The sequence below is a fragment of the bacterium genome (assembly GCA_035691305.1).
Classification (GTDB): Bacteria; Sysuimicrobiota; Sysuimicrobiia; order Sysuimicrobiales; family Segetimicrobiaceae; genus DASSJF01.
In genome coordinates, this window is the sequence record DASSJF010000047.1 from 1 (window position 1) to 12689 (window position 12689).

The window sequence follows — 12689 nt, forward strand, 5'->3', positions numbered from 1 at the left end:
GGTGAAAGCGGGGCGGAGGACAGCGTCTCCACACAGTGTTTCGCCGTGGTCACATAGGCTACCGAATTGATCACCGTGTACACAGCGCCATGGCAGATGCCTCCTTGGCGCGTCGCATAATTGCGCGAAATTATTGTCACCGTCACGGCCCTCAGAACCGCGGTTCCAAACGGCTCGGTCTGGGCCTGAACCGAAGTACCGATGAGCGTGCAAATAGCGAGCACCAACATGATCACCCGAACAAACATTGCTCACCCCCGGGGGGACGTATCGAAGTAGTGCCCAGCCCCAGAAGAGTCCAGACGTTCCCCACTCCGCCAGAAAATGCCTCGACGCGGTCGTTGAGGTTACGATCCGCTCAAGGACGCCCGCTCCGACATTCCCTCCTGAGTAGCAGCAGCGCAGGGAATTGCGAGAGAGTAGAACAACTCAGCGGGACAGACGCGATAGCCCATTCGTCTTTTGGGACGGGATATCAGGTGAGCCAGAAGGAACGATTCGACGCGTTCATGCACTTGGCTAACTTTCACTTTGCCTGTTGGCGCATGCGACAAGGCCTGGAATGGAAAATTTCCGTGGGCGTGTGGGCGCTGCTAGCCGCACTCACAGCAGGGACGGTTTATATACCCGACACCCCACCGACATTCATGATCGTTATCATCCTTCTGGCAATCGTGCTGGGCCACGCAGTTTTCTGGGTCGGTCCGATTAGGGTCAGAAACGATCACGATAAAGACATGGCATTGCACTACACCGAGAGCGCCGAGCGAATCCTATCACCGGACCTACCGATAGCCGTGCACAGAAGACCATCGCGCGTTGCAGGGTTTTTCCACAACGAATATCCGTGGGCCGAACGGTGGCGCACGATGGGCGCGAATTTTCAAATCTGGTACAACTGGGGAGCCACCTTTCAAGTCACGGCAACATTGGCGCTTGCAGCCTACGTGTTTTGGATCGTCATCAGCAAGAAGCACCACTAATCGTTGCGGGTCTGCGCCCGACGCCCCCGTTCGAAAGGCCAATCCCTTTGGAACTCGTCGTTAGAGGAGGGAACAACATCTCACTGGATCAGGGTCGGCACCCGTGATTCCGATACAGATACTCTAATCGAAGGAAGCGAGTTGGCGGACCCAGGCAGGCTGAGCGGGGCCCGTGTTGCGTTTGGTGCGGCAGAGGGGACGGTTAGGCTGCTGACCCCACGCGGCGTTGACCGCCGCGCGCCACGCTTCTTATACTGGAAGTGTCTCAGCAGTCCACGATTTACCGACCTCGGAGGTGGCCGCATGGAACTGACAGGCAAGCGGGTTGCCGTCCTCGCCGAGAATTACTACGAAAACCTCGAGTTGTGGTACCCGGTGATGCGTTTCCGCGAGGCCGGGGCGACCGTGACGATCGTCGGCCCGAAGGCCGGCGAGCTGTACAAGAGCAAGGAAGGGTTCCCCGCGAAGGCCGACATCTCCATGGACGACGCGAAAGCGTCCGACTTCGATGCGGTCATCGTCCCCGGCGGCTACGCGCCCGACCACATGCGCCGCCACCAGCCGATGCTGAAGCTCGTCCGCGAGGCGTTTCAGCAGGGGAAGATCGTCGCGTCGATCTGCCACGCCGGTTGGGTGCCGATCTCGGCGGGCATCGTGAAGGGCAAGACTATGACCTGCGTCAGCGCGATCAAGGATGACATCATCAACGCCGGCGCGACCTACGTCGACAAGGAAGTTGTCGTCGACGGCAACCTGATCTCGTCGCGGACGCCGCCGGATCTGCCGGCGTTCTGCCGGGAGATCATCAAAGCGCTGAGTCTTGCCGAAGTCGGCGCGCGGGCGTAGCGGCTGACGACCATCATCCGGCGGGCGGCGGCGATCCTCCGATGATCATCGCGGGGTTTCCCGTCGGCTCGGTCGGCGCAAATTGCTACATCTTCGGGGACGACGCGACCCGCGAGGTCTTCGTTATCGATCCGGGCGACGAGGCGGAGCGCATCCTCGCGGAGCTGCGCCGCCTGGACGCGCGGCCCGTAGCGATCGTGAACACGCACGGGCACTTCGACCACGTCATGGCGGTCGACGAGGTGCGGCGGGCGACGCACGTGCCGTTCTGGATCCACGAGGGGGAGCGGCCGGTACTGGAGAGCGGGCCGAGCCGGGCGAAAGTGCTGTTTGGAATCGACCTTCCGCCCTCGCCTGTCCCCGACCGCTGGATCGCCGAAGGTGACGTGCTGTCCGTCGGCGGCCTCCGGCTGACCGTGCGGCACACGCCGGGGCACAGCCCGGGTGGCGTCTGTCTTGTCGGCGACGGCCTCGTCTTCACCGGCGACACGCTTTTCGCGGGCAGTGTGGGCCGCACCGACTTGCCCGGGGCCAACCAGGACGCGCTGTTCGCGTCGATCGCGCGCGTGCTGCTGCCGCTGCCCGACGAGACGGTGTGTTATCCCGGCCACGGACCGGAGACGACGATCGGCGAAGAGAAAAGGGGCAACCCGTTCATCGTCCCGCTCGTGCGTTCTCGCGGCGGAGGCGCGCGGTGAGCACGCGCGTCGAGGCGCCGCGGAACATCGAGCCGCCGGAGCTTCGCGCGCGCATCCGCCGCGGCGAATGGCGGCGGCCGACGGCGGGGCTCGCCGCCGGCTACGCGCAGGCCAATCTCGTCGTGCTGCCCCGCGAGGCGGCCTACGACTTCCTCGTCTTTTGCCAGCGCAACCCGAAGCCGTGCCCGTTGCTCGAGGTCACCGATCCGGGCAACCCGGAGCCCGTGACCACGGCGCCGGGCGCCGACCTCCGGGTCGACCTGCCGAGATATCGGATCTACCGCCGCGACCGGCCGGTCGCGGAAGAGGACGACGTCCGATCGTACTGGCGCGACGATCTCGTGGCGTTTCTGCTCGGCTGCTCCTTTACGTTCGAGACCGCGATGCAGCACGCGGGCATCCCGGTCCGGCACGTCGAATGCGGCCGGAACGTTCCGATGTATGTCACGTCGACGCTCTGCCGGCCTGCGGGCGCGCTGCACGGCCCGATGGTCGTCTCGATGCGCCCGCTGCCCGCGGCGCAGATCCCGCGCGCCGTGCTGGTAACCGGGCGGTACACACGGGCGCACGGGGCGCCGGTGCACATCGGCGACCCCGCGGCGATCGGCATCAAGGACCTCGGCCGGCCCGACTACGGCGAGCCGCCGGTGATCGAGCCCGGCGAGGTGCCGGTGTTCTGGGCCTGCGGCGTGACCCCGCAGGCGATGGCGGCGGCGGCGGGCGTCGAGTTCATGATCACGCACGCGCCGGGCCACATGTTCGTGACGGACCTGCGCGACGAGGACCTCGCTGCCGGATAGCATCCGCGTCTCCACGGCAGGCGTGGTTTTGGAGGGCGATCTCGACGCCCCGGCCGCCGGCCGGGGCGTCGTCCTCTTCGCCCACGGCAGCGGCAGCAGCCGCTTCAGCCCCCGCAACCGCGCCGTCGCCGCCGTCCTCCGGCGGTCGGGCGTCGGCACCCTGCTCATTGACCTCCTCACGAGGGACGAGGAGGCGGCGGACGAGCGGATCGCGCAGCTGCGCTTCGACATCGGCGTGCTCGCGCGGCGCCTCGGCGGCATCGTCGAGTGGCTGGCGGGCCGGCCGGAGGCGCGGGATGGGATCGGGCTCTTCGGCGCGAGCACAGGCGCCGCGGCCGCGGCGACCGCGGCGGCGGCACATCCGGACGTGGTGGCCGCGGTCGTGTCCCGCGGCGGCCGGATCGACCTCGCCGGGCCCGGCGTTCTCGAGCGGCTGCGGGCGCCGACGCTTCTGATCGTGGGCGAACGCGACGCCCCGGTGCTGGACCTGAACGCGGCGGCGCTCGGGCGCATCCCCGCGGTGCGGGCCCTGGCGATCGTCCCGGGCGCCTCGCACCTCTTCGAAGAATCCGGGACCCTCGAGGAGGTCGTGCGTCTCGCCGCGATGTGGTTCGGACGGTATCTCGGCGGAAGGGCTCCCGAGCCGACGGGTTGAGCCTACCGCTCGTCTGGGATCATCGCGGAGCGGCCGAGCGACCGCGCGTCGCGCGACGGCCACCGGCCTGACTCCGCGAGCGTCAAGAACTCCAGCACCGCCGCGTTGAACGCGGCCGGCTCTTCCAGGTTCACGACGTGGCCGGTGTTCGGCACGACGAGCAGGCCGGCCGTCGTGATCTGCCGTTTCATGAACACGCCCGGCCCGAGACACGGCTCATCCTCATCACCGGTCACGATCAGCGTGGGCACCGCCAGGCGCGCCAGGCGGTCCTTCAACGCATAGACCGCGGGCCGCCGGCCCTGTACGCCGCGCAGGGTGAGCGAGCTGCCGGTGGACGAGTGCCGCGCGAGCGCGTCGGCGAAGGCCCGCCATCCGTGCGGGTCCTTGCGCTGGAACTGGACGCGCATCGGGCCCTCCGCGTACAGCGGCGCCACCGCCGTCATCCCGTCGCGCTGGATGCGCGCGCCGAGGGCGTCCGCCTCCCGCCGGAAGACCTCCGGATCGTCCGACCCGTAACCGCACCCGGCGACCACGAGCGAGCGCGCGAGGTCGGGATCGCGCAGGCCGAAGTGGAGGGTCGCGTAGCCGCCCATCGAGAGGCCGCAGACGTGCGCCGGTCCGCCCGCGGCCTGCTCGACGACGGCGCGCAGGTCGTCGACGGCGATGTCCTGCGAGTACGCGTCGAGGGTTTCCGGCACATCCGACGGCGGATAGCCGCGCGCGTTGTACGTGATCACCTTGTACCGGCGGGCAAAGCACGCAACTTGGGGATCCCAGCTGCGGCAGTCGCCGGCGAACTCGTGGACGAAGACGAGCGGCGTGCCCTGCCCGGTGACCTCGTAGTAGAGCCGTACCCCGTGGACCGATGCGAAGGGCATGGGGTCCTCCTAGCGGACGCGCACTTCGACGCCGAGCGCGCGCTCCCACACTTTAATGAGCGCGATCGTATCCTCGCCGTCGAGGCCGAGCCCGCGCGCGAGCGCGTACGTCACGAGCGCGCCGGCGGTCATCGGTTGCGCGTGGTTGACCTCCTCGGCCAGCTCGCGGCCGAGCCGCAGATCCTTGTGGCCGAGCTCGAGGCGGAACGACGCGGCGAAATCGTTGTTCAGAATCCGCGCCCCGCGGGTCGGAATCGCGAACGTGGCGCCGGAGCCGGCCGCGAGCGCCTCGAGCATCCGCGCGGGATCGAGGCCGAGGCGCACGCCGAGCGGCAGGACCTCCGCGAGCAGCGCCATCGAGCCCTGGGACAGCATTTGATTCAGCAGCTTGGTGACGTGGCCGGTCCCCGCCGGGCCCATGTGCATCACGGTCTTTCCCATCGCCTCGAGCGCGGGCCGCACGCGCCCGACCGGGTCCGCGTCGCCGCCGACGTAGATCGTGAGCGTTCCCGCGGCGGCACCGCGCACGCCGCCCGTGATCGGTGCGTCGACCATCGCCAGCCGGCGCGCCCCGAGCCGCGCGGCGAGCATGCGGGTCGAGGCCGGCCGGCTGGTGCCCATGTCCACGAAGACGGCGCCGTCGCGCGCCGCTTCGAGCACTCCGCCGGGGCCGAGAACGATCTCCTCGACCTCGGCCGAGGTGGGCACGCAGGCGATCACAATCGTGGACTCCGCGATGACGTCGCCGAGGGACGCGGCGACGCGGGCGCCCTGCGTTTCAAGGGCGCGCACGGGCTCGGCCCGCCGGTGCACGGCGGTCGTGACGGAAAAGCCGCGGCGCAGCAGATTGGCGGCCATCGGCTGCCCCATCGCGCCGACGCCGATGAAGCCGATGCGTTCGCTCATGCGGTGGTGGTTCGGGTCCCGGCAAACTGCTTCCTGGGCACGGCGCAGGAGGGCAGGGCTTCACCCCGGCCGGACCGTACACACTCGCTACGACAGGAGGGATCCGCGTGCCCCGCACGATCGACCTCAACAGCGACCTCGGCGAGAGCTTCGGCGCGTACACGATCGGCGCCGACGAGGCGATGATGCCCGAGATCACGTCGGCGAACGTCGCCTGCGGATTTCATGGCGGCGACCCGCTCGTGATGGAGCGCACGGTCCGCCTGGCGAAGGAGCACGGCGTCGGCATCGGCGCGCACCCAGGCTTTCCGGACCTCGTCGGGTTCGGCCGGCGCGAACTGCGGATGTCGCTCGCCGAGCTGCGGACGGCGGTCGTCTACCAGGTCGGGGCGCTGTGGGCGTTTGCGCGGGCCCAGGGCGCCGCGCTGCAGCACGTGAAGGGTCACGGGGCGCTCTACAATATGGCGGTCGGCGACGAGGCGCAGTCGCGTACGATCGCCGAGGCCGTCCGCAGCGTCGATCCGTCGCTGGTCCTGGTCGTGCTGCACGGGACCGTGATGGAGCGGGTCTCGCGCGAAACCGGCCTGCGCGTTGCGCGCGAGGCGTTCGCCGACCGCGGGTACACCGCGGCGGGGACGCTGGTCGGCCGGTCGCAGCCCCAGGCGCTGATCACCGATCCGGGGGCCGTCGCGCGGCGGGTCGTCCGCATGGTGACCGAGGGCGTGGTGGAGGCCGCGGATGGGACCGAACTCCGCATGGCCCCCGACACGATCTGTTTCCACGGCGATACTCCCGGCGCGCCGACGCTCGTGCGGGCCGCGCGGGAGGCGCTCGGACGGGCCGGCGTCGAGGTCGCGCCGATGGGCCGATGGCTGAAGTAGCCACCGAGGCGGTTTCAGTCGTCCCATACGACTGGCGGGCTACGATCGCCGCGATCGATCAAAACGGCACCGAGATGGAGCGGGCGCGCCTGCGCGGCATCCTGGGACGGCCGCGCCCGGACACGAAGATCGTGCGCACGCTCGAAGCCCGCCAGAGCGAGGAGGGCGGCTTCCCGCACCAGATGGCGGCCGGCCGCATCTCGACGATCGACGCGACGGCGACGGCCCTGGAGTGGCTCTGGGACCTCCGTCTCGCCGAGAGTCCCTACGCGGAGCGGGCGTGCACCTATTTCCTCTCGGGGCAGCGTTCCGACGGGGGATGGGACGAGCCGCCCGGGCTGCTGCGGTACGCGCCGCCACCCCGCCTGCTCCCGGGCGATCCGCGCGTGCGATGCCGCGCGACCGCGCTCGTCGCATTCTGGCTGGTCCGGGCCGGGTACCGCGACGACGCGCCGCGGCGCGCGGTCGCCTACCTGGCGGCTCGTCAGGCGCCGGACGGGCGGGTGCTGGGCTTCCGGGACGCGACGTGGCTGCTGGCCGCGGCGGCCGCGCTGCTGGAGGGCCCCGACTCGGTGGCCGCCGGGCGCGCGCTCGAGTCGCTCGCGGCCGTGCCGGACGATCGATGGACGGCGGCCTCGCTCGCGGGGATGCTGGACGCGCTCGGCGCCGCTGGGTTCTCCGTCTCGGTGCCGGTGGTCGCCCGCTGCCTCAGCCGGCTGCGCGCGCTTGTGCGCCGGGACGGAACGTGGGTGTCCGACGAGGGCGAGGCGTATCATATGGACGTGACGCTGGCGGCGCTGCGCGCGCTCGTCTCATACGGCGCGGCGGCGGCGGCCGGTGCTGGGGGTACCGCATGAGCGAGCAGGTGATCAAGTCGCTGCAGACGATGTTCAGCGACGCGCTCGAGGAGCGCCGCGGCATCGTGGTCTACTCACGTCTCGAGCCGGCGGAGATGGACCGCATGGCGCGGCGCGTCGAACGCGAGACGCTGGAGAAGCTGCGCGGCGCCCTGCCGGACGAGACGATCGACCAGCGCGTGCTGAACCTCCGCGAGCGCCTGGCGCGCATGGAGGGCGACCTGGCCGAACTCGGCGAGGTCGGCGACATCCGCGAAGCGAGCCGTCAGCTGCAGACCGACGAGATCATCTGGCAGGCCTTCGAAGACATCGCCTGGATGCTCGGGTTCAACGAGGCGCGGCGCGACTAGCGTGGCGCCCGCGCGCGGGGATTCGGCGGGCGGTCCCTTGGCCGCGCTGCACGCGCGGTTGGACGCGACGATCGATGCGCACGTCGCGGAGATCGTGGCGCTCGCCGCCATTCCCGCGCCGAGCTTCGAAGAACGGGAACGGGCAGCTCATGTGGCGGCCCGGTTTCGCGACGCGGGCCTCGCGGATGTGGCCGTCGACGGCGCGGACAACGTGCGGGGACATCTCGCCCAGGCCGGCGCCGGGGCGCCGGCGGCATCCGGCGGACGTTCCCTGGTGCTGGCCGCGCACATCGACACGGTGTTCCCCCGCGCCGCGCACGAGCCGCCGCGCCGCGACGGCGGACGGCTCGCCGGCTCGAGCGTCCGGGACAACTCCGCCGGGGTGGCCGCGCTCGTCACTGTGTCGCGTGCGCTGCGGGAGGCGGGCGTCAGGCTGCCGTGCGCCGTCGAGTTCGTCGCGACGACGGGCGAGGAAGGCCTCGGCGATCTCCGCGGGATACGCTTCCGCCTGCGGCCGGAGGAGCGACGGCCCGAGGCGGTAGTCGCGGTGGACGGCACGTTGGGCCAGATCGTGCACCAGGGCATCGCGGTGAAGCGCTACACAGTCCGCTTCGAGACGCCCGGCGGGCACAGCTGGAGCGGATTCGGCACGCCGAGCGCGGTCCACCACCTCGCGCGCGTCATCGACCGGCTGGCCGCGACGCCGGTGCCGCCGGCGCCCAAGACGACGTTCAACGTCGGGGTCGTGCGCGGCGGCACGTCCGTGAACTCGATCGCGGCGTCGGCGGAGATGCAGGTCGATTTCCGTTCACTGGAGAGCTCACCCGTTGACCGGTTGAGCGAGACGCTGCGGCGGCTCGTGGCGGCGGAAGAGGCCGCCGGTGTGCGCGCGTCGATCGCGCAGGTCGGCGACCGGCCCGGCGGAGCGATTCCCGCGCAGCATCCGCTCGTCGCCGCCGTGCGGGGGGCGTATCTTGCCTGGGGCGTCGAACCGCATCTGACCGCGGCCAGCACCGACGCGAACGTCCCGCTCGCCCTCGGCATCCCGGCCGTAGCGGCCGGCGTCTCCCGCGGCGGCAACCTGCACGCGCCCGGGGAGTGGCTGGAGATCGACTCGCTGCGACCGGGGCTGCACGCGCTCGCGGACACGATCGTCCGCGCGGCGGACTGGATCGCGGGCGGAACTCGAGGGACTTAGCGGCGGCGGCCGCCGCGCTTCGCTTCGGTGTTGCGCTTGAGGTCGAGGAGCCGCTCCTCGCTCTCTTTCATGAACTTCGTCAGTTTCTCTTCGAACGAGGCTTTGGAGCGGACGCGCGCCTGGCGTTCGGCGGGGTCGAGGGCCTGCTTGACGGAAAGGTCGAGCTTGCCCTTTTCGTTGTAGCCAAGGACTTTGACCCTGACGCGTTCTTGTTCTTTGAGATAATCGCGGACGTCTTTGACGTAGGTGTCGGCGATTTCTGAGATGTGGACGAGGCCGCTCTTGCCCTCCCCGAGTTCTACGAACGCGCCGTAGTGCGTGATCTTTACGACTATCCCTTCGAGAATACTGCCTGCTTCCAGGCTCATTACAGGCCGGCGTCCTCCTCCAGGATGGGAAAATAGCGTCGCGATTATAGCCTACCCTCTCTTGAGTGTCAAGAAATACCGCGTGAAACGCGCGTTAGATACGTACCAGGGTTTGTCGGACCCTCCGTTCGGAGGAGGAAGCGGACGCGCGGCTAGCGGCGCGGTACGCGCAGCAGCCGCAGCACCGCGTCCAATGCGCCCGCGGCCCAGGCGCCGACGCCCCGATGCGGCGGCGCGTCCGGCGCGGGACGCAGCGAGTCCGGGCCGTTGACAGTCGGTGGAGCGGTCCCCCCCTCCCGCAGGCCGCCCGGCGGCGAGACCGTTCCGTCGGCCGGGACGACGAGGAGCTCCACCTCACCCGGGCGGACGAGGCCGAGCTGCTGACGCGCAATCTGCTCGATGTACCGGTCATCCGTCTGCAGTCGCCGGATCTCATCGTGGAGGCGGGCGTTGTCGACGATCAGTTCGCGCCTGCGCTCGTCGAGGCGCGCCTTCTCGCGCGCGAGGGTGTAGGTTTTCGCGTATTGATCGCACAGCGCCGTCACCGCCAGCGCGAGAAAGACGGCCGCGCCGGCCGTGATCAGCCGGCGGCGGCGCGCGAGCACCTGGGCGCCGGTGGCGGCGGCCCGGAGCCGGCGGCGCGGGGTCATCGGAGGACGCCGGTCAGCATGACGGCGCCGGCCACCGGCCTGCGCATCGGCAGGACCCACGGCAACGTCATCATCGCGAGGATCACGACGAAGGCGCCGCGCACGCGCCGCCATAAGTCGAAGCGCCGGATCACGCCGGACCAGAACGGGGTCAGCGTCCCGGAGGTCTGCAAGTGATACCACGCGAGCGCGACTTGGCGCATGTAGCGCGCGGTCTCGGGATACGGCGGAACGCCGCGGTACCGCACCACCGGCACCGTGCCCGCGTTATACGCCGCGACCGCGAGCACCATGTTCCCGCCGAACCGGTCGGCAAGGCGGCGCAGATACGCGGCGCCGACCGCGAGGTTCGCCGCGGGCTCGTCGACACAGGCCGGTGCCGCGGGGTCCGCCGCGGACAAGCGGCACCCGGCGGCCCCGCCGATTTCGCGCCACGTGCCGGGCATCACCTGCATCAGCCCGTAGGCGCCGCGCGGCGAGCGGGCGTGCGGATCGAAACCGCTCTCCGCGCTGGTCATTGCCGCCAGCAGCGCGGGGTTGAGGCGCGCCGCGGTGGCCGTGCGGTTGATCAGGTCGGCGTACGGGATGCCGTAGACCAGGCGGGGGACGGCGACATCATGCGCAAAGCGGGCCTCGGCGGTCCGGACGTGGACCGTCGTCAGGTAGACAAGCGCGAGTGTGAGTAGGAGGGTCGCCCCAAAAACCGCGGCGTAGAGCGCGCGCCACCACAGCGCCCCTCCAGTGCGGCGGCCGTTGAGCATAGCGTCCCTTCGGTTCTGGGCTCGGGGCGAGATTCCCTGTCTGCCGCAGGCCCTCCGGCGCATGCGTGCCTCCCGCCTGCCCCGCGCGGCACTTAGCCCCGAAAAGCCGCGGCGCCCGGATAGCGCGCTGCCCCGCCGAGGGCCTCCTGGATGCGCAGCAGCCGGTTGTACTTCGCGACCCGCTCGGACCGCGCCGGCGCGCCGGATTTGATCTGCCCGGCGCCGGCGGCCACCGCGAGGTCGGCGATCGTCGTGTCCTCGGTCTCGCCGGACCGGTGCGAGATCACCGCGGCCCACCGCTGCCGCTGCGTCAGGCGGATCGCCTCGAGCGTCTCCGTCAGCGTGCCGATCTGGTTGAGCTTGATGAGGACGGCGTTGCCGGCGCCGCGCGCGATGCCGTCTTCAATCCGCCGGAGGTTGGTCACGTACAGGTCGTCGCCGACGAGCTGCAGGCGTTCGCCGAGCCGCCGCGTCAACGTGACCCAACCGTCCCAGTCGTCCTCGGCGAGGCCGTCTTCGATGGAGACGATCGGGAAGCGATCGGCCAGCCGCGCGTAGTACTCGGCCATCTCCGCGGACGTGTACGCGGCGCCGCCGATCCGGTACCGGCCGCTCTCGAAGAAGTTGCTGGACGCCGGATCGAGCGCGAGCGCCGCGTCGGCGCCGGGCGCGTATCCGGCTTTGCGGATCGCGTCGGCCAGCAGCTCGAGGGCCTCCTCGTTGCCGGCGAGTCGCGGCGCGAACCCGCCCTCGTCGCCGACGCCCGTCGCGAGTCCGCGCTCGAGCAGCACGCGGTGCAGCGCGTGGTAGATCTCCGCGCCCATCCGGAGCGCCTCCGGGAACGACGCCGCGCCGAGCGGCACGACCATGAACTCCTGGAACTCGAGGCCGTTGTCGGCGTGCCTGCCGCCGTTGAGGACGTTCATCAGCGGGACCGGCAGCGTCGCGGCCATGGGGCCGCCGAGGTACCGGAACAGCGGCTCGCCGCGGTCCGCGGCGGCGGCGTGGGCGACGGCGAGCGAAACGCCGAGGATCGCGTTGGCGCCGAGGCGCCCTTTGTTCGGCGTGCCGTCGGCGGCGATCAGCGCTTCGTCGATGCCGCGCTGATCGGCCGCGTCGCGGCCGGCCAGCAGCGGTGCGAGCGTCTCCCGGACGTGCCGGACCGCGGTGAGGACGCCGAGCCCGCCGTAGCGCGCGGGATCGCGATCGCGCAACTCGATCGCTTCGTGCACGCCGGTGCTGGCCCCCGACGGCACCGCGGCGGTGCCGCGCGCTCCGGAGTCGAGGGCGGCGTCGACCTCCACGGTCGGATTGCCCCGCGAATCGAGGATCTCACGCGCCGTGATACCGGTGATGCGGGCCATCGGCTCCTCCTATCCGCCGTCGAGAATCTCACAGTACGCCGTGTCGGGCCGGGGGGTCGCGGGCACGTCGCGAACGCGCGCGCGCACGCGGCGGTCGCCGACCTCCACCTCGATGACGTCTCCGGCGCGCACCGCGTCGGCGGGCTCCGCGCGCCGGCCGTTCACCGTCACGCGGCCCGCGTCGCACAGCCGGTTGGCCAGCGTGCGCCGCCTGACGAGCCGGCTGACTTGGAGAAACTTATCGAGCCTCACGCGCCTCGCGCCACAGCGCCGCGAGTTCGGCGGGGGAACAGTCCGCGAGCGACGTTCCGCGCTCGCGCGCCAGCGCTTCCAGCCGTCCAAAGCGCGCCCGGTACCGGTTGCCGGCCGCGCGCAGCGCGAGTTCCGCATCCGCCCCGAGCGACTCCGCCACCGCCGCCGCGGCGAAGAGCAGGTCGCCCGCCGCCGTCTCCGCCGCCGCGCTGTTCTTCGGGACGCGCGCCGCCGTGTCG

The 12689-nt window shown here is 70.7% G+C and carries 18 protein-coding genes; 9 read left to right on the plus strand and 9 right to left on the minus strand.

The annotated features are described in order from the left end of the window. Window positions 1–236 (minus strand): hypothetical protein (locus VFL28_08520; GenBank protein HET7264700.1); only part of this gene is annotated, 236 nt, incomplete at its 3' end. A 243-nt stretch (window positions 237–479) separates the two neighbouring features. Between VFL28_08520 and VFL28_08525 the strand changes: the two genes are divergently transcribed. From VFL28_08525 to VFL28_08545, 5 genes are all read left to right on the plus strand, one after another. Further along, entirely contained in the window at window positions 480–983 is a 504-nt protein-coding gene (locus VFL28_08525) for a hypothetical protein (protein ID HET7264701.1), read from the plus strand. Between the two features lie 303 nt (window positions 984–1286). Further along, the gene (locus tag VFL28_08530) at window positions 1287–1829 is read left to right on the plus strand and encodes a type 1 glutamine amidotransferase domain-containing protein (protein ID HET7264702.1); all 543 of its coding nucleotides are present in this window, start codon (window positions 1287–1289) and stop codon (window positions 1827–1829) included. 41 nt (window positions 1830–1870) lie between these two features. Then, window positions 1871–2527 (plus strand): MBL fold metallo-hydrolase, encoded by a 657-nt coding sequence (locus VFL28_08535; protein HET7264703.1) that lies wholly within the window; start codon window positions 1871–1873, stop codon window positions 2525–2527. Next, window positions 2524–3327 (plus strand): putative hydro-lyase, encoded by an 804-nt coding sequence (locus VFL28_08540; protein HET7264704.1) that lies wholly within the window; start codon window positions 2524–2526, stop codon window positions 3325–3327. The genes VFL28_08535 and VFL28_08540 overlap by 4 nt, the downstream gene beginning before the upstream one ends. A gap of 22 nt (window positions 3328–3349) precedes the next feature. Beyond that, on the plus strand, window positions 3350–3982 hold the full coding sequence (locus VFL28_08545) for a hydrolase (GenBank protein ID HET7264705.1): 633 nt from the start codon (window positions 3350–3352) through the stop codon (window positions 3980–3982). 2 nt (window positions 3983–3984) lie between these two features. Here the strand turns inward: VFL28_08545 and VFL28_08550 are convergent, their stop codons facing one another. Together VFL28_08550 and VFL28_08555 are read right to left on the minus strand one after the other, a co-directional pair. Next, window positions 3985–4863 (minus strand): alpha/beta fold hydrolase, encoded by an 879-nt coding sequence (locus VFL28_08550; GenBank protein ID HET7264706.1) that lies wholly within the window; start codon window positions 4861–4863, stop codon window positions 3985–3987. Between the two features lie 9 nt (window positions 4864–4872). Beyond that, window positions 4873–5769, minus strand: a complete 897-nt coding sequence (locus VFL28_08555) for an NAD(P)-dependent oxidoreductase (GenBank protein ID HET7264707.1) — start codon at window positions 5767–5769, stop codon at window positions 4873–4875. 107 nt (window positions 5770–5876) lie between these two features. On the opposite strand from VFL28_08555, the gene VFL28_08560 reads away from it, so the two are divergent. Genes VFL28_08560 through VFL28_08575 form a run of 4 tightly spaced genes read left to right on the plus strand, consistent with a single transcriptional unit; the run spans window position 5877 to window position 9055 of the window. Then, window positions 5877–6650 (plus strand): 5-oxoprolinase subunit PxpA, encoded by a 774-nt coding sequence (locus tag VFL28_08560; protein HET7264708.1) that lies wholly within the window; start codon window positions 5877–5879, stop codon window positions 6648–6650. Continuing rightward, window positions 6638–7507: a prenyltransferase/squalene oxidase repeat-containing protein gene (locus VFL28_08565; protein HET7264709.1), complete on the plus strand. Its 870-nt coding sequence runs from the start codon at window positions 6638–6640 to the stop codon at window positions 7505–7507. Before VFL28_08560 ends, VFL28_08565 begins: the two co-directional genes overlap by 13 nt. Beyond that, entirely contained in the window at window positions 7504–7857 is a 354-nt protein-coding gene (locus VFL28_08570) for a hypothetical protein (protein HET7264710.1), read from the plus strand. The genes VFL28_08565 and VFL28_08570 overlap by 4 nt, the downstream gene beginning before the upstream one ends. A 37-nt stretch (window positions 7858–7894) precedes the next feature. Continuing rightward, window positions 7895–9055 (plus strand): M20/M25/M40 family metallo-hydrolase, encoded by a 1161-nt coding sequence (locus tag VFL28_08575; GenBank protein HET7264711.1) that lies wholly within the window; start codon window positions 7895–7897, stop codon window positions 9053–9055. On the opposite strand, the gene VFL28_08580 is transcribed toward VFL28_08575, so the two are convergent. The 6 genes from VFL28_08580 to VFL28_08605 form a co-directional block, all read right to left on the minus strand. Continuing rightward, window positions 9052–9423, minus strand: coding sequence for a S1 RNA-binding domain-containing protein (locus tag VFL28_08580; protein ID HET7264712.1), 372 nt, complete (start codon window positions 9421–9423; stop codon window positions 9052–9054). The two genes, VFL28_08575 and VFL28_08580, sit on opposite strands and share 4 nt — an antisense overlap. A gap of 152 nt (window positions 9424–9575) precedes the next feature. Beyond that, on the minus strand, window positions 9576–10073 hold the full coding sequence (locus tag VFL28_08585; GenBank protein HET7264713.1) for a septum formation initiator family protein: 498 nt from the start codon (window positions 10071–10073) through the stop codon (window positions 9576–9578). Further along, window positions 10070–10834: a lytic transglycosylase domain-containing protein gene (locus VFL28_08590; GenBank protein HET7264714.1), complete on the minus strand. Its 765-nt coding sequence runs from the start codon at window positions 10832–10834 to the stop codon at window positions 10070–10072. Before VFL28_08590 ends, VFL28_08585 begins: the two co-directional genes overlap by 4 nt. Before the next feature lie 92 nt (window positions 10835–10926). Then, window positions 10927–12198 (minus strand): phosphopyruvate hydratase, encoded by a 1272-nt coding sequence (gene eno, locus VFL28_08595; protein ID HET7264715.1) that lies wholly within the window; start codon window positions 12196–12198, stop codon window positions 10927–10929. Between the two features lie 9 nt (window positions 12199–12207). Continuing rightward, window positions 12208–12450: a S4 domain-containing protein gene (locus tag VFL28_08600; protein HET7264716.1), complete on the minus strand. Its 243-nt coding sequence runs from the start codon at window positions 12448–12450 to the stop codon at window positions 12208–12210. Continuing rightward, on the minus strand, window positions 12437–12689 hold a 253-nt coding region (locus VFL28_08605; protein HET7264717.1), incomplete at its 5' end, for a nucleoside triphosphate pyrophosphohydrolase. The genes VFL28_08605 and VFL28_08600, both read right to left, overlap by 14 nt.